This is a genomic window from Pararhizobium sp. LjRoot238 (genome assembly GCF_964252955.1).
Classification (GTDB): domain Bacteria; phylum Pseudomonadota; class Alphaproteobacteria; order Rhizobiales; family Rhizobiaceae; genus Pararhizobium.
Window position 1 is genome coordinate 3,542,789 of the sequence record NZ_CAXUPP020000001.1, and the last position, 15,242, is coordinate 3,558,030.

At 58.1% G+C, this 15,242-nt stretch carries 23 protein-coding genes and 1 tRNA gene; 15 read left to right on the top strand and 9 right to left on the bottom strand.

The window, feature by feature from the left end; all coding sequences use genetic code 11:
* A complete protein-coding gene (locus ACSQ3F_RS17230; RefSeq protein ID WP_436101341.1) occupies positions 1-780 on the bottom strand; it encodes a TatD family hydrolase in 780 nt (259 codons plus the stop codon).
* Positions 781-790: 10 nt separating this feature from the next.
* On the bottom strand, positions 791-2,341 hold the full coding sequence (metG, locus tag ACSQ3F_RS17235; RefSeq protein ID WP_436101342.1) for a methionine--tRNA ligase: 1,551 nt from the start codon (positions 2,339-2,341) through the stop codon (positions 791-793).
* A 207-nt stretch (positions 2,342-2,548) separates the two neighbouring features.
* On the opposite strand from metG, the gene ACSQ3F_RS17240 reads away from it, so the two are divergent.
* Positions 2,549-2,866: a pyrophosphatase gene (locus ACSQ3F_RS17240; protein ID WP_436101343.1), complete on the top strand. Its 318-nt coding sequence runs from the start codon at positions 2,549-2,551 to the stop codon at positions 2,864-2,866.
* On the opposite strand, the gene ACSQ3F_RS17245 is transcribed toward ACSQ3F_RS17240, so the two are convergent.
* The 5 genes from ACSQ3F_RS17245 to ACSQ3F_RS17265 form a co-directional block, all read right to left on the bottom strand.
* Complete coding sequence (locus tag ACSQ3F_RS17245) at positions 2,838-3,881, bottom strand: DNA polymerase III subunit delta' (protein ID WP_436101344.1); 1,044 nt, start codon at positions 3,879-3,881, stop codon at positions 2,838-2,840. The genes ACSQ3F_RS17240 and ACSQ3F_RS17245 overlap by 29 nt on opposite strands.
* Positions 3,878-4,600 carry a dTMP kinase gene (tmk, locus tag ACSQ3F_RS17250; protein WP_436101345.1) on the bottom strand — a complete coding sequence of 241 codons (723 nt, stop codon included), beginning with the start codon at positions 4,598-4,600 and terminating at the stop codon, positions 3,878-3,880. The genes ACSQ3F_RS17245 and tmk overlap by 4 nt, the downstream gene beginning before the upstream one ends.
* Before the next feature lie 140 nt (positions 4,601-4,740).
* The gene (locus ACSQ3F_RS17255; RefSeq protein WP_436101346.1) at positions 4,741-5,895 is read right to left on the bottom strand and encodes a D-alanyl-D-alanine carboxypeptidase family protein; all 1,155 of its coding nucleotides are present in this window, start codon (positions 5,893-5,895) and stop codon (positions 4,741-4,743) included.
* 66 nt (positions 5,896-5,961) lie between these two features.
* Positions 5,962-6,993, bottom strand: coding sequence for a septal ring lytic transglycosylase RlpA family protein (locus tag ACSQ3F_RS17260; protein WP_436101347.1), 1,032 nt, complete (start codon positions 6,991-6,993; stop codon positions 5,962-5,964).
* 268 nt (positions 6,994-7,261) lie between these two features.
* Positions 7,262-7,486, bottom strand: a complete 225-nt coding sequence (locus tag ACSQ3F_RS17265; RefSeq protein WP_436101348.1) for a hypothetical protein — start codon at positions 7,484-7,486, stop codon at positions 7,262-7,264.
* Positions 7,487-7,767: 281 nt separating this feature from the next.
* On the opposite strand from ACSQ3F_RS17265, the gene ACSQ3F_RS17270 reads away from it, so the two are divergent.
* The 7 genes from ACSQ3F_RS17270 (at position 7,768) to ACSQ3F_RS17300 (ending at position 10,383) form a co-directional block, all read left to right on the top strand.
* Positions 7,768-7,857: transfer RNA gene (locus tag ACSQ3F_RS17270), tRNA-Ser, on the top strand.
* A 101-nt stretch (positions 7,858-7,958) separates the two neighbouring features.
* The gene (locus tag ACSQ3F_RS17275) at positions 7,959-8,246 is read left to right on the top strand and encodes a hypothetical protein (protein WP_436101349.1); all 288 of its coding nucleotides are present in this window, start codon (positions 7,959-7,961) and stop codon (positions 8,244-8,246) included.
* 105 nt (positions 8,247-8,351) lie between these two features.
* Entirely contained in the window at positions 8,352-8,684 is a 333-nt protein-coding gene (locus ACSQ3F_RS17280) for a hypothetical protein (protein ID WP_436101350.1), read from the top strand.
* A 13-nt stretch (positions 8,685-8,697) separates the two neighbouring features.
* The gene (locus tag ACSQ3F_RS17285) at positions 8,698-9,189 is read left to right on the top strand and encodes a hypothetical protein (RefSeq protein WP_436101351.1); all 492 of its coding nucleotides are present in this window, start codon (positions 8,698-8,700) and stop codon (positions 9,187-9,189) included.
* Positions 9,102-9,515 carry a M10 family metallopeptidase C-terminal domain-containing protein gene (locus tag ACSQ3F_RS17290; RefSeq protein ID WP_436102179.1) on the top strand — a complete coding sequence of 138 codons (414 nt, stop codon included), beginning with the start codon at positions 9,102-9,104 and terminating at the stop codon, positions 9,513-9,515. Before ACSQ3F_RS17285 ends, ACSQ3F_RS17290 begins: the two co-directional genes overlap by 88 nt.
* A gap of 51 nt (positions 9,516-9,566) precedes the next feature.
* Positions 9,567-9,815, top strand: a complete 249-nt coding sequence (locus ACSQ3F_RS17295; protein ID WP_436101352.1) for a hypothetical protein — start codon at positions 9,567-9,569, stop codon at positions 9,813-9,815.
* 334 nt (positions 9,816-10,149) lie between these two features.
* Positions 10,150-10,383 carry a DUF3892 domain-containing protein gene (locus tag ACSQ3F_RS17300; protein WP_436101353.1) on the top strand — a complete coding sequence of 78 codons (234 nt, stop codon included), beginning with the start codon at positions 10,150-10,152 and terminating at the stop codon, positions 10,381-10,383.
* A 617-nt stretch (positions 10,384-11,000) separates the two neighbouring features.
* Here the strand turns inward: ACSQ3F_RS17300 and ACSQ3F_RS17305 are convergent.
* Both ACSQ3F_RS17305 and ACSQ3F_RS17310 read right to left on the bottom strand, forming a co-directional pair.
* Positions 11,001-11,771, bottom strand: a complete 771-nt coding sequence (locus ACSQ3F_RS17305; RefSeq protein WP_436101354.1) for a Panacea domain-containing protein — start codon at positions 11,769-11,771, stop codon at positions 11,001-11,003.
* A 34-nt stretch (positions 11,772-11,805) separates the two neighbouring features.
* Positions 11,806-11,997, bottom strand: coding sequence for a hypothetical protein (locus ACSQ3F_RS17310; RefSeq protein ID WP_436101355.1), 192 nt, complete (start codon positions 11,995-11,997; stop codon positions 11,806-11,808).
* Here ACSQ3F_RS17310 and ACSQ3F_RS17315 point away from each other — a divergent pair.
* The 7 genes from ACSQ3F_RS17315 to ACSQ3F_RS17345 all read left to right on the top strand — a co-directional run bounded on the left by ACSQ3F_RS17315 (position 11,996) and on the right by ACSQ3F_RS17345 (position 15,031).
* The gene (locus ACSQ3F_RS17315) at positions 11,996-12,517 is read left to right on the top strand and encodes a hypothetical protein (protein WP_436101356.1); all 522 of its coding nucleotides are present in this window, start codon (positions 11,996-11,998) and stop codon (positions 12,515-12,517) included. The genes ACSQ3F_RS17310 and ACSQ3F_RS17315 overlap by 2 nt on opposite strands.
* A gap of 80 nt (positions 12,518-12,597) precedes the next feature.
* Entirely contained in the window at positions 12,598-12,873 is a 276-nt protein-coding gene (locus ACSQ3F_RS17320; RefSeq protein ID WP_436101357.1) for a hypothetical protein, read from the top strand.
* Positions 12,874-12,953: 80 nt separating this feature from the next.
* Complete coding sequence (locus tag ACSQ3F_RS17325) at positions 12,954-13,682, top strand: SOS response-associated peptidase (RefSeq protein ID WP_436101358.1); 729 nt, start codon at positions 12,954-12,956, stop codon at positions 13,680-13,682.
* A 10-nt stretch (positions 13,683-13,692) separates the two neighbouring features.
* Complete coding sequence (locus ACSQ3F_RS17330; protein WP_436101359.1) at positions 13,693-13,878, top strand: hypothetical protein; 186 nt, start codon at positions 13,693-13,695, stop codon at positions 13,876-13,878.
* A gap of 68 nt (positions 13,879-13,946) precedes the next feature.
* Positions 13,947-14,162: a hypothetical protein gene (locus ACSQ3F_RS17335; RefSeq protein ID WP_436101360.1), complete on the top strand. Its 216-nt coding sequence runs from the start codon at positions 13,947-13,949 to the stop codon at positions 14,160-14,162.
* 82 nt (positions 14,163-14,244) lie between these two features.
* Positions 14,245-14,481 (top strand): hypothetical protein, encoded by a 237-nt coding sequence (locus ACSQ3F_RS17340; RefSeq protein WP_436101361.1) that lies wholly within the window; start codon positions 14,245-14,247, stop codon positions 14,479-14,481.
* 358 nt (positions 14,482-14,839) lie between these two features.
* A complete protein-coding gene (locus ACSQ3F_RS17345; RefSeq protein ID WP_436101362.1) occupies positions 14,840-15,031 on the top strand; it encodes a hypothetical protein in 192 nt (63 codons plus the stop codon).
* Positions 15,032-15,242: the final 211 nt, after the last annotated feature.

A 15,242-nucleotide genomic window follows, 5' to 3' on the forward strand; every position in this document is an offset into this window, starting at 1 on the left:
TCAGAGCCTCGGCATCTTCGAGAAAACGCGGAAGGCGTTATCCGTCGTGATCGTCGCGATCTCGTCCACCGAAACGCCGATCGTCTCGGCCAGAACCTGCGCCGTGTGGGCTACATAGGCCGGCTCGTTGCGCTTGCCGCGGAATGGTTTCGGCGCCAGATACGGAGCGTCCGTCTCGACGATCATCCGGTCGTGCGGAACCGTCTTGGCGATCTCGCGCAGTTCCTCCGACTTCGGAAAGGTCAGGATGCCGGAGAAGGAAACGTAGCCGCCGAGCTCGACGCCGACGCGCGCCAGGTCCGGCCCGGAAGAAAAGCAATGGAGCAGGAAAGGGAAGGCCCCCTTCCCTGTTTCCTCGGTCAGGATCGCGGCCATGTCCTCGTCGGCAGAGCGGCTGTGGATGACCAGCGGCAGGCCGGTTTCCCGCGCCGCAGCGATATGGCGGCGAAGGCCGATCGCCTGCGCGTCGCGCGGAGCGTTGTCGTAGAAATAATCGAGCCCGGCCTCGCCGATCGCCACGACCTTCGGATGCGCCGAAAGACGCACCAGATCGGCCGTCTCGATATCCAGCTCCTCGTCGGCATTGTGCGGATGCGTGCCGACCGAGCAGAAGACGTTGGCATAGGATTCGGCGATGCCAAGGATCGTCTCGAACTTCTTCACGCGCGTCGAAATGGTGATCATCTGACCGACACCGGCCGCGCGTGCGCGCTCGATGATCGCGTCGCGCTCGGCCTCGAAATCCGGAAAATCCAGATGGCAATGGGTGTCGATCAGCATTTGGTCGTCCTTATGCTTCCGGCGCGACATAGCGCGGGAAAACCGGTTTCGGCGCCTCGAGAGCCGTTCCAGCAACCAGCCTTCCGGCCTCGCCGAGGGACGCAAAATCGCGGCTGTCGGCCGGAACGGCGACGAGATCGAGCAGCTTTCCGGCCGATTCCGGCATGAAAGGCTGCAAGAGTATGGCGATCTGGCGCACGACATCGGCCGTCACGTAAAGCACGGTCGCCATGCGGGCCGGATCCGTCTTTTTCAGCGCCCATGGCTCCTGGCTTGCAAAATAGCGGTCGGCCTCGGACACCACGGCGATGATCGAGGTCAGCGCCCGATGGATCATCAGCGCGTTCATGTCGTCGCGTGTCGAGGCGTGCAGCGCGTCCGCCGAAGCCAGCATCGCCTTGTCCTCATCGGTCAGATCACCGCATTCCGGGACCTGCCCATCGCAGTTCTTGACGATCATCGATAGCGAGCGGCTGGCGAGATTGCCGATGCCGTTGGCGAGGTCGGAATTGATGCGGGTCGCAATCCCTTCCTCACTGTAACTGCCGTCCTGGCCGAATGAAACTTCACGCAGGAAGAAATAGCGGATCTGGTCGAGGCCGAAATGCTCGACGAGGTTGAAGGGATCGACGACGTTGCCGAGCGACTTCGACATCTTCTCGCCCTTGTTGAGCAGGAAGCCATGCGCAAAGACCTTCTTCGGCAAAGGCAGGCCCGCCGACATCAGGAAGGCTGGCCAGTAGACCGCATGGAAGCGGATGATGTCCTTGCCGATCATGTGGATGTCCGCCGGCCAGTATTTCGCCCGCGGGCCGTCCGGATCGGTCAGATAGCCGGTAGCGGTGATGTAGTTGGTCAGCGCATCGACCCAGACATACATGACATGGCCTGGATCGTTCGGAACCGGAATACCCCAGTCGAAGGTCGTGCGCGACATGGAGAGGTCCTTGAGGCCCGATTTCACGAAAGAAATCACCTCGTTGCGACGCTCGGCCGGACCGATGAAATCCGGGTTTTCCTCGTAGTGCTTGAGCAGCCTGTCCTGATAGGCGGAAAGCTTGAAGAAGTAGCTCGCTTCTTCCACCCACTCGACCGGCGACCCTTGAGGCCCGTAGCGTACACCATCAGCGCGCAGTTCTGTTTCGCCTTCCTGGTAGTAGGCTTCGTCGCGCACGGAATACCAGCCGGAGTAGCTGTCCTTGTAGAGGTCGCCCGCCTCGCCCATGCGGATCCAGATATTCTTTACCGCCTCGTGGTGACGCTTCTCTGTCGTGCGGATGAAGTCGTCATTCGAGGCGTTCAGCAAAACCGCCATCTTCTGGAATTCGGCCGAGTTCCTGTCTGCCAGTTCCTGCGCTGAAATGCCTTCCTTGCGGGCCGTTTGCTGCATCTTCTGGCCGTGTTCGTCGGTCCCCGTCAGGAAAAACACGTCGCGTCCGTCCAGCCGCTGGTAGCGGGCCATCGCATCCGTCGCAATCAACTCGTAGGCGTGGCCGATATGCGGCTTGCCGTTCGGGTAGGAGATCGCGGTGGTGATGTAAAACGGGGACTTGTCGGTCATGATCGGGTTTCGGCCTGTGTCTGATCTTTTTGGTGTCTGGCTATTAGCGCATCCCATGGCCGGATGAAACAGTGCGCTCCCAGAAAAGCTGCCTGCGGCTGTCGCACAGCCAATTGTCCAGCCACAAACTCCCCATCCACCGCACGCCTTGACAATTTCCGTTGGAACCTGGAACATTAAGTGAACAAAGTGGAGACTCCCCCTTTCATGCTGAAACATCTTAGCGAGACATTCTCTCTCGCATCGGCGGCCTATGCAGACATGCACCAGATCGAGCGTGACCGGGATTGGTTCATCCTCAAGATGCACGAGGAACTCGGTGAACTCACCCAGATCTGGAACAGGCTGACGGGCCGCGGCCGTCTGAAGGGGCAATCGGAACAGGACCTGCAACGTGCGCTTTCCGACGAAACGGCCGATCTTCTCGGCCATGTACTGCTCTTTGCCGAACAGAACCATATCGATCTTGCAGCTGCGATCGAACGCAAGTGGAAATTCAGGCCGCCGGAAGGGACTGTGTCTTGATGTCGTCGAGGATCGAAAGAACGGTCTGCTTGCGATCGAGATTATAGGCTTGCGCCAGAGAAAGCCGCTCGCCGATGGCCGATGACAGCCGCGCAAAGCGTTCGGCCCCGGCGATGTCGCCAGCGGCTGCCGCCTGCCGTGCTACCCGCATGATATGCCCGCTCACCAGCGCCGAAAAGAAATCGAAAATGGTCTCGCTATCCTTGGCGGAAAGAACATCTGCGAGCTTGTGCATATCCTTGCGGATCGCCGGCCCCTGCCCGGCAAGGATCGCTTCGAAGGCGGTCATGATGTCGAGCCCACCATAATTGATCAGCTTCAACGCTTCCGACACGCTGCCATCCGCGGCCGCAAGCACCTTTTGCGCATCCGGACCGGAAAGGTCAAAACCGAGATTGGTCATCGCGTCGCGCAACGCGTCGGGCGCCAGCGGCTTCAACTGCAGCGGCAGGCAGCGCGAACGGATCGTCGGCAGCAGCTTACCCGGCGCATGGGTCAGTACCAGGAACAGCGACCGTTTCGGCGGCTCCTCGAGAATTTTCAAGATTGCGTTGGCGGCATTGCGGTTGAGGTCGTCGGCGGGATCGACGATGACGATGCGCCAATTGCCGGTCCCGGACGTCTGCGAAAAGAATTTGCCCGCCCGCCGCACCTCGTCGACAGTGATGGCGCTCTTGACCTTGCCGGTCTTGTCGTCGACCGGCCGCGTTAGATGCAGCAAGTTGTGCGAGGCGCCGGAGGCGATCTGCCGGCTGACGATCGAACGGGGGTCGGGATCGGCCAGTTCCGCCGGCGCCAGTGACGGCTCCGGATGCGTCAAAACATGGTTGGCGAAGCGGAAGGCAAGCGTCGCCTTGCCGACACCCGCCGGCCCCTCGATCAGAATCGCGTGGTGGCCTTTCCCCGACCGGTAGCTTTGCGCCAGAAAATGCTCGGCGTCCGCATGACCGAAGAGCTTCGTATTCTCGGCGGGCGGAACTGCGCCGTCCAGAACGTCAAATCGATCGGTGCTCATTGCGCCGCTTCCGTTTCTGGTCCATCGCCCCCGGTGGACAGCAACGGCTCGACAATCGCAAGCACGGCGGCGGCAATGTCGCTGGCGCTCGCTGCCGCGTCGACCACATGACAGCGCCTCGGATCGGCTCTGGCGATATCAAGGAACGCCTCGCGGCGCTTTTCATGCGTTTCGAGTTCCTCTTTCTCGAAGCGGTCGAGTTCGACCTCCTCGCCGGCCGGCGCCTCCGCCACAGCCGCGCGGCGCCGCACACGGTCAAGACCGACGGATGCGGGCAGATCGAAGATGATGGTGCAATTCGGGGTTACGCCGTTGACCGCCACCCGCTCGAGAGCTTCGATGAAGGACGGCTCCAGATTGCCGGTCACCCCCTGATAGACGCGCGAAGAGTCCATGAACCGGTCGCACAGGACGACGGTGCCGTTCAGGAGCGCCGGGCGGATGACTTGCTCGACATGATCGCTGCGCGCCGCGGCAAAAAGAATCGCTTCCATGCGCACACCAAACTCCTGCGCCGCGCCGGACAGAAGTACATGCCGCACGGCCTCCGCCCCCGGCGAGCCGCCGGGCTCGCGCGTGGTCAGAACCGTGCAACCGCGCTCACGCAGGGAATCGGCAAGCAGACGAATCTGGGTGGATTTTCCAGCCCCCTCGCCGCCCTCGAATGTAACGAACAGGCCTTTTCCGATTGACACTCTCGATTCCCGTATGACCGCCATCGCCCGGCGATACGACGGGCGCGTTTGTATTCTGGCTGCGACGCACTACCATGTATCCCATCGGTGGGTGCAGCGCTTGCAACTCGAGTTCTGTTTAGCGGATTGTCCCTGACGGCGAAACCTTCGATGCTGTCATTTCCTCATAACCAGAAAAACAGCAATTCCTGCAACGCGTCGGCCGCCCGGCTGGTCAGCGAGCCCTCCCCCACGGCCGCCGCAGTTTCGACCGGAACCTCGCGCAGCAGCCGCGTGCCATTCCAGATCTTCAGGGTGCCTGCGTGGCGTCCCGCTTCCAGTGGAACAGTCAGGGGCCAGCGATAGATCACCCTGGCCGACAGACGCTCGGGATTGTTAACAGGGATCAGCACATCGACGGCATCGCGCGTGACCAAAGTCACGTGCGATTGCGCTCCGCCGTAGACAGCAGCTTCGCCGACGGCCTCGCCGGCCTCGAACAACCTCTTCTTTTCGAAGGCGGTCATCGACCAGTCGAGCACCCGGCGCGTCTCCTCGATCCGCTCCTTTTCGCTTGCCAGCCCGCCAATGGCGAGAAAGACACGCCGCCCCTCTCTCTGCATCGTCGCGACCATCGAATAACCGAACCCCTCGGCAAATCCGGTCACGAAACCGTCGATGCCGATATTGGCCGCGATGAGAGGATTGCGGTTCCGCTGGAGGATTTTATTCCACTCGAATTCGGCCTGGGAATAATAGCGGCGGAATTCCGGGTAACTGGCGTGGATATGCCGGGCCAGCAGCGCCATGTCGCGCATCGTCACCGTATTCCGCGGATCAGGAAGTCCAGTTGCATTGTAGAAAACCGAGGAGGTCATTCCGAGTTCGCGGGCGCGCTCCGTCATGCGCCTGGCGAAGGCGTCTTCGCTACCCGTCATGCCCTCCGCCAGAATGATGCAGGCGTCATTGGCGAACTGGACGGTCACGCCCTGAAGGAGATCGGCAACACGGATGCGCGACTTCAGAGCGGCGAACATCGTCGACGTGCCGGATGGCGCGCCACCTGTCCGCCAGGCGTGTTCCGAGACCGGAAATTCAGTATCGAGCGTCAACTCGTTCTTGCCGATTGCTTCGAAGACAACTTCGGCGGTCATCAACTTGGCAAGCGATGCCGGCGGCACAGGGACATTTTCATCCTTGGCAAACAGGACCGTGCCGGTTTCGGCATCGATCAGATAGGCCTGCTTCGCTTTGGTTTCAAAGGTCTGGGCCTGCGCGGCTGAGGGTGCGCAGATGAGTAACGCAACGAAAATGAAGACCGAGAACAGCCGTGCGCGCATTCCAAACTCCGGTTCCTCTCCGGCCATAGCAGCCGGCCCACCGGGGATCAATCGCCGCGCCTCGGATTAGCGCAGGACGCTCTGGCGTTTTGCATATTCAACAATGGAATTTGGCGTCAGCGGGTTCCTGTCGACCAGGATGGCATCAAACGCCGTTTCGGACGTGCTGACTCGCGCTTCGACGTAAGCCGCCGCATAGGCCATGTTGCCGTCGGGCAGCGGAATGAACTCCGGACGTTCGGTCGGGATCGGCCCGATTTCCGGCAGCATGGCAAAGGCGTCGAGCGCCGGCGACGAGGACAACGGCGTCTCGGTCTCGGCAAGCGCCGTCACCGGCACGCCCATTTCCATGTTCGATTTCGAAGGCATGGTCAGCGTCCCGAGGCTTCCGGCCTGCTTGCGCAAGGGCTCGTTCGAGGCGACCATCACGCCGGTCGCGATCTGTCCTTCGGGGAACGCGCTCGGCGTGCGGTCGCCCTTCTTGACGTAGGAGGCCATCAGATAGGGCATGTCGTTGCCCTCGAGCGGCGCCTTGCCGATATACTGGACGCGCACCTTGGCGCTGCCCTTGCGCTTCATGTCGAGGAAATCGGCAGTCTTGGACGAGACGTCGATGATACGGCCAAGTTCATAGGGGCCGCGATCGTTGACGCGCACCACCACCGAAGAACCGTTCTCGAGATTGGTGACGCGGGCATAGCTCGGCAGCGGGAACGTCGGGTGGGCGGCCGACAGGTGATATTTATCGTAGACTTCGCCATTCGCCGTCAGGCGGCCGTGAAACGCCGAGCCGTACCAGGAGGACATGCCGGTCTTGTTGTAGCCGAACTCCTCTTTCGGCTGATACCACTTGCCTTTGACCTGGTATGCCTTGCCGACCTGGTAGCGGCCACCACCCTTCGGGATGTTCTTGCCATCGGCAACGCGCGGGCTGGCCTTCACGCCATAGATCGACTCGGCAAAATACTCCTTGCTGCGCGTCTTGTTTTTCTTGACGCTGCCCGTCGATCCGCACGCCGTCAGCGCGACGCAAAGCATCGGGATGGCGGCAACACGCAATCCCTGGAAGAGAAGAGCCGCAGTCTGATTGGATGTCATGTGTCCCACAATCGCAATTCGTAAAAGCCGTACTCGGTACCCTCTCGCGCATGCCCCCACGCGAAAGAACCGGCGTCACGAAACGTAACAGTCGATTAATCATGACAACAACGTGGCGAAATTGCGAATGGTTAACCGTGCCAGTATGGAACAATTGATATTATGGTTTATGAAAGGTTAATATTTCCCTGTCGGGCCACGCAACAAAAGCGATCTATACGATGCCGTTCGAGGTCGGAAAACAACCGCCTGATGCAAAGAGCAGTTTTCAACACACATATTCGATGATGGTGTACTTGATGCCGGTGATCGTTCCATTGGCATCGCGCATAAAGGCGGGAATATATTGCGGATCGGGCGGGACGCAGACCTCTCGTTCAGTGTCTTCGGCGCCGGTCAGGCCCATGTCGACGACCTCCGCCGCATAGACATCCGGCGTCTCCAGCGCCGCGCCAGCCGGCGAAACGGCCGTCAGCCCGAACAGGCAAAACATCGGAAGGCCCCTGGGTGCCATCGCGGTCGCAACGCCTCCATTCGGCCAGAAAAACGGGAAAATTGCCGGTTTTGTTCGGACGCGTGTCAGGTCTGGCTTTGTCGCTCGTGAAAGCCCGCCGTTTCTTCGATTGCGATGCATGCGCTGACGGTCTGCCGAAGCGGTTGACGTTCGCCATCCGCAGGCTATAAAGCGAGCCACGACGAGGTTGTTGCTCACGCGCGCGCAGGTCAAAACCACCACCCTGCCGCGGTCGCGACGCTTCTAGGACCCCGTCGCAAGGAAGAGTGTCCGAGTGGTTTAAGGAACCGGTCTTGAAAACCGGCGTGCGGGAAACCGTACCGTGGGTTCGAATCCCACCTCTTCCGCCAATTTCTTTTGTAAGTGCCTGTTTTTACTGCTTTTTATGAAATGCATGCTTTCAGACCCACTTTGCGCCCCACTATTGGCCGCCTGTTCTAGGTTAAAGGCAATGGCTCGAAGTATCCACGATCTCCCCGATCACGTAACCGCTGACGACATTCGAGCTCACCTCGTCCGCGTCTCGCAATCGATCATGGTGAGCGAGTACGGTGAGTCCTATCTCGAGGAACAGCTGGAGCGCGCGCTCAAACACGAGGCGACCATCAGAAACGGAAGACACAAAATGCCGCCGGAAGAGCGGCGCCAAAAGGAACAAAGCCCGTCCACCGTCGGTGAATACATCCTCGACCTGAGGATGGATCGTACGGTGGTGCGCCAATCGACGCCGATCGACTGAAAACTCTTATTTGCCGGGATTGGCGGATGCTTGACTTCCGCGTGTATCCTGTCACGTTACGCCTTTAGGGCGTGGGGACGCCCGCTAAGAGTTTTAGGGGATATAATGAAATTTCGTATTGTTGTGCTGGCCATTGCGCTGGCTGCTTCCGGGTGTGCAAAGCGTCCCGATGCGATCGTTCCCGTCGATATTCCGATGGCTGCTTACACAAATCTTGGTTGCCCAGCCCTGGTGCAGGAATTGCTGAGAGAGCAGAACAATCTTGCCGCCCTCTCCAAGCAACAAAACCAGGCTGCTACGGGAGATGCGATTGGCGTTTTCCTTGTCGGTGTACCGGCTTCGAGCACCTTCGGCGGGGACAAGGAGGGCCAGGTCGCCGTGTCGAAGGGCAAGGTCAATGCGATCAACTCGGCGATCATGAGCAAGAGCTGCAAATAGGCGGGAGAAAATTATGGTTTCAATTAAGTTTGGCGCCGACATTGCAATCGACATGCGTGCCTACGACTACGATATCGGCAGCTTGCCCTATGTCGAATCTGTTTCCTACAGCTCAACCTATCTTCGCGGCTGGTTCAGTGACGGTACCTACGTCTCGATCGAAGGCAGTGGGTTCAGCTACAATCAATCCACCGGCATCCCGAACGGCGGCGAAATCCGCAGCATTTACGAGTCCAATGGCGGGGAAGTGCTTGTATCCGTAACCGGCCTGCGCCTCGCGGTAACCAGCCTTGTAAAAGTAGCCCAGACATATACCGTCTCGGACGATATCGCTCTCGTGAAATCCGCCCTGGGCGGCAATGACAGCATCACCGGGGGAATTACGCCGATGTTATTCTCGGCTATGGCGGAAGTGACATTCTCCGCGGCTGGGCTGGCGATGACGAGCTGTACGGCGGCGACGGCAACGACATGCTTTACGCCGGGAAAGGCCACGATTTTCTGAAAGGTGGCGCCGACAATGACACGTTCACATTTAAAAGCGTTTCGGATTCCACCCATCTTGCTTCAGGCAGAGACACGATCTCAGACTTCAGCACAAACGACAGGATTGATCTTTCAGGAATTGACGCCAGTACCACGTCCTCAGGGAACCAGACCTTCAACTTCATAGGGACGAAAGCGTTCACCGGAAAGGCTGGAGATTTGCGTTACGAGAAGAAGGCCTCGGACACTTATATCTATGCCGATGTGAACGGCGATAAGACAGCGGACTTTGCCATCCATCTCGATGATGCCGTTACCCTGCAAAAGGGCTACTTCACATTGTAGGTTATCAACAGACAGCCCACATATACCTCCTACCTGTCGCTGAAGGAGAAAATGAACATGATCGATGTTGCATCCCCCAAGCGTCCGATCGGTCATCCCGAGAGAGCCCTCGATTGCGAGGTCGCCCTTTCACCAGCTATTGATCAGTTGTCGGACGACGACACACTCAGCGAGGAAGAAATTGAAGCCAGGCTCATGGAGGCCGGTCTAGCAGCAGGTTGGGAAGAGCACGAGCTCCGCACGGCCATCGCTGACCTGCGCCGGAATGCGGCGCTCGGGTTGCAGGGCCTATCGGAATAGGACTTCTGATCGCCACCTGTTGTGCACTTAATGTGAGCAGAGGAATCGTCCTCACGGAGCCCCTCACCCTTGCTGTTGAAGCCACTCCCGGCCTGCGGAAGCCTCAGCGATCGAGATCAATCACGAAGATATTCCATGACTATGCCACGGTCCATACTCACGGCGAATTCTGGTTTCGGAGTAATATTTCTGCCCAGGCACATGATAGATGCGTTGTATCCGAAACCTTGAATTAGTAAAAGCTGTATTATTGCTGCCGAGCATCGGCGTGCGGCGCTGCTTGACTCTCACGTGCATCCTGTCACGTTGCGCGGATAGGACGAGGAGATGATCAATGGTCACAAAGCAAAGAAAAGTCACTGGTGTTCGTCAAGACAAGGATGGTGATATCACACACGTACTGCTCGATGGGAACATTCGTGTGACGCCGTTAAAGAACGCCGTCGAGATGGCTGAACGAGGGGAACTCAAGGACGTTCACGCCGTGGCTGGTGAAAAGAAAAAATATCTGCGCAGCGACCCCAATGGCAGTGCGGGCGACAATCTCGATAACCTTCGTAAAGTTTAAGCGATCCGTCCAGTTTTGGACGCATCTAAAGTCGATCCCGATACTTGCACGATTTCACATAGCGAGTGACACGCGCGGCCGCAAATTGTCTCCAGCATTTGACCACGGATGTACTGGCACTTGCTGTCAAGACGAGTTGGAGAGGTCGGGCAATCAGATCCGCGGACGGTGGAAACCCATGTGCGGCGGGCTGATCGTGTCAAGGATCACGCCGGAGATGGGTTTTTCTGACCAGCAGTTAGCATCCGAAATAGCGCTTCAGTTTCCGAGCTGTTTGGGGACTTGCACAAATCCCCTCTAGTATGCGGCCGAATATATCCGGCGCCATGTCAGCCTTCGGGATGAAAACCTGCATATCCAAGCCATTGTCAAGCGTGGTCGCGCTTTCAATCCGCGCCTTCCGGTAGAACGCGTACGAACGCTTGGTAACGAACTCATGATCTCCTGGCTCCAGGATACAAGTCCCATCACAAAGATGATTGGCGTAACCGCTTATCGGCACAATGAGATGATTTCCGGCATCGCACGCGTCAGTACAAACGACATAAAGATGCTTCCGATCAGGGTCGTGGCTCGGACCAGAGGGGATCAATAAGGTGCCGGATTTTATGATCAATTCAATGGGTCCGAACCGCCGCGAACACGCGGTCAATTCCGCGCTGATCATATACGGCCTCGGCCATTTCCTTCGCGTTTTCCACTCCCAATGCCGTCATGATGCGGATCATTGGAATAGGATTCGAGCCGCCATTGGGATCTTCCCACTCTGGCACATTCTTAGGATCATGTGTCCAGTCGCGAAGATCCCACTGGTTCATGCCACCAAACCGCGCCCATACAGCGTCGACGCATTCCAGATCTGCATCGCTAAGCTCATCCAGATCCTCGTCAGTCATAGCCGGGTCAGCAAGAGCGATCTGATGATGTTCCTTGTCCTCAAGGTAATCCGACCAACCACATGCCGCTAGATCGTACTCACCATTGATATGGCTGTATGTCGTAGAATTCACCGGTCCATGAGGCATGGACACCCGAGTTTCATCTAGGATCGGGAACCCAAAACGACCAATACTCTCGCGGTCCGCGAGGTAAACCAACTTCACTGCTTTGAGAACATTCAGCTGGCTAGCGCCAGACTTTTGAATAAAGCGCGCAATCAACTGCGCAGCTTTCTTTGGATCATATGCCATTTTTGCCTCCGGCTGTTTGTCGGACACACGGTGTCCAACGGCCTCACGGCTAGTTATTTGTTGTGCTTTATATAGCTCAGATTCGTTAAAGAGCAATATATGGCGATTTGGCGCCATCCGGCAGCGATAATCACTCTTATCGCTACCAACGCCAGCGTAACGCCAAGAAGCGGCAGCAGGCGGCATAATTCGGGCCATGGCCTGACGTCACCGGCGGGTAGAAATGATTTTCTCAATCCTTCTCGAAAGCGGCGATGTAATACGGGTTTTCACCAAAATGTATTGGGCGGCGAGTGCCGATGCGGTCTAGGTGAGTTGCTCGTCTGGTGTCGTTGCGCCGCAGAGAAGCGTTGATAATCTCAATCTCAGTCAGGTCTCGACTTACCAAGCGACGGAGCACTTCTTCGATCTCGGTGTCGTCCATGCCTCCTGGCAGCTCCCACTTTGCCGCTTCGTCGTTGCTCTTGAACTTCGTGATTACCCACTTCGCCACATCGTCCTCCAAGGGGCCAAATGCCAGTCCGGAAAACAGCCGGCGCGAGAAGTTCGCCCAGGCGCTCGCTAAAGGCAAGACGCTTGGAAACATTCGGATCGCCGCTCGCCGACAAACCCGTCTTCTTGACTTCGATCGCCCCTCGGCAAATCATCCGCGGATGACCGCTACAACCGACTTCATCGCAGAACTGTTCCGAGCGGCGAATGAAGTCGGCAAGTTGACTGTGGACGAAAAGCGTCGGCTGATGAAACGCGGCATGCGGACAATCCGAGAACTGCGCCTTGAGACAGGCATCCGGCCCAGCCGTACCGGCAGGGATGCGCTCCTGGCCATCCAAATTGACGCTCTGCAAACCGAGGCCCGCAGTGACGACGAGATCAGAGCGGTACTGCTCGACCTAGCCGACATGATCCGGACGCTCAAGATCGTGCTGGATGTGAAGGCGTGAGGATCAGACCGGCTGACCGGTTCGGATGGAAGCCGAAGCAAGGCGCACAGGAACGGATGGATGAGCGAAGGGGCGTCGAGATGAGTGGAATTATCCTACGCGGAGCTGTTGCACTTGTGTTTCTAATCGTGGCCTTCGTTTTGTTCGGCCAATCGGCTTTTGGCTATCTGAAAACGGGAGAGTGGCACTCGGATTCAGTATTGGATGCCATCACTTATTTCTTCGAACGACCTGACGGTCGAGTGTCGTCTTTCTTTTCCGACTGGGTGGGGTTGGCAGAAATCTTAGGGTCTTTCCCCGCATATCTCGCCTCTTTCGTTCTTTCCATGATCGTTTTGGCGGCTGATCTCGATTGACCCAATGCGTGTGTCGAACGGTGCTATAAAGCCGTCATGGAATTGAACCGCGCCAAGTCGGCATACGTGGGGAGAAAGCCATGTGCGGACGGGTCTATATCAAAACCACGCTCGAAAACATGATGCGGGCCTTCTCCTTTGCTCGCAGCGAAGGTGTCGAAGGACTCGCCAACCAATTCCCGCGCTATAACGGCGCCCCAACGCAGACCTACCCCGTTATCATCCGCGACGTGATCCGTGATCCCGACCTGTTCGGGCCGGTGTTTGTCTCGGCACGCTGGGGTCTGATCCCGCGGTGGGCGAAAGATGCCAAGGGCGGTGGACGGCCGCCGCCGATCAATGTTCGATGCAAAACCATCTCGACCAACGGCCTGTTCAAGGCCGCCTATCGCTCACGACGCTGCCTGGTGCCAATCGATGGTTTCTTCGAATGGAAGGACATCTATGGGACCGGCAAGAACAAGCAGCCCTATGCCATCGCCCTGAAGTCGGGTGCTCCCTTTGCGCTGGCCGGCATCTGGGAATATTGGCGCGACCCTCAGACGGGGGAAGACATTCGATCGTTTGCCATCATCACCTGCGAGCCCAACGAGATGATGGCGGCCATCCATGATCGCATGCCGGTGCTGCTTCATCCGGAGGACTATGAGCGCTGGATTTCGAGTGCTGAGGATCCGCGCGACCTGATGAAGCCCTTCCCTGCCGACCTGATGACCATGTGGAAGATCGGCAGAAACGTGGGATCGCCCAAAAACGACAGTCCAGACATCATTGAAGAGATTGATCCGAAAGAGCCCGAGCTGCTTTAGGAATTGGGAAATGAGCGACGACAGAACCGCTACCATGCCAGCCGCACCCGTCCATTTCGAGCACTGGTGCGACTATCCAGGCTGCATCAAGTGGGGATCGTTCGGGAAGGAGCGCAGCCGGGGGATCACCGAGTGGCGCTGCGGCGAGCACTTGGCCGATGACTATTGGGACGGAAGGTCGACCCCGCGGAATTGACGGCGACAGCCGGCGCGACGATGATCAGAGGTATAGGGGAATTCACGCTGATGAACTGGAGGAAACCAATGTCAGGCGGCTTCACAGACAAAGAAATTGCTGACGAGTTGAACCGACGCCGGAGGGCGCAGGAGCAAATCGAAGGAGATCGCCGTGAAGAGCAACGGCGTCAGATCGAGGAACGTGCAGATGCGAATTGCGTCCACTGCGGCCAACCGTTTCAAACCTCGATGGCCAATGGAGGGGAGTTCGGTTTTTGCGATGAATGCGCGCCGGACGATTAGATGTGGGGTGATTGGGTCAACGACGCTTCCCTTTTCATCGACCTGGTGCTCGCGGCTGACTGAGCTTGGGCCAGGGGCCGGGGTGGAAACGCATCGCAAACTGATGCATAAAACCGAAATGCTTGAAACTCTCAAAGACGAACGCGCTGAAGCAGAACACCATCTTGCCGAAGCCATGCTCATGACGAACGAAGCTATTCGGCGCGTCCATAAACTCGGCCTCACCGTGGAGGCCCAGATCATCACGGCGTACACAGGCGAGGGCCCGATGCCTCGACTTAACTTCGGCACCGTCGATCGACAGCGTGGCGCAATCTGAGCGACACTCGGCTTGACCGCCGCAATTTTGTGTTGTTTATTCCGCGTCACCCTGATCTCTCACTGCCTGCCGGCGAGTGAACTCCTCATTGAGGCGCGACGATGACTTATGACTGGGATGGGAAGCGTACGAGGCGCATGAACATCATGCAGAGCATCGCCATTGGCGCAGTGATCTTGCTCGGATCCACGTTTTTCGCCGCTGCCACAGCACTCGTGATGGAGTAGCGACCGCGCCCCGGAGGCATATCTGAATTTCTACTCCGGGCTGGCCTCAGATACGCGAAAACCCTAAAAAACAGCGATAATCAAGACTGCCTAAACGTGACAAACTCCCTCGACAATTATCGGGGGAGACAATGGACGACCTGTACAAACTTCGCGGGATACTTGCGGAACTGAGCCACGCCGTGCCGCCTGGCGACCGGTACGAAATGCTGCGATATCTTATCGGAATGGCCGAGCTGGAGGTATCCGATCTGGTTGCCCCGTTGCGGCCGGATCGTCGGAAACGTCTGAATCCCGAACATCGGCGAGATGCTGAGCTTTGACCATCGCGCGGAGCATCGTGAGCGTTTCGCGCATGGGCGTTCCGCGGCGCGCCTCCGTTCTTGCTCGGGCCAACATGATGCGTGTGGTCATTAGGTAATCCTTGCCGCCGACTTCGAAATAGCGGGGCGGATTATGCCGTCAACAGGGCGTTATTGCACCCCACAAAACTAGTGACCTGTTGAGCTGTAGCCGCCGCAATCGTGGCCCAGT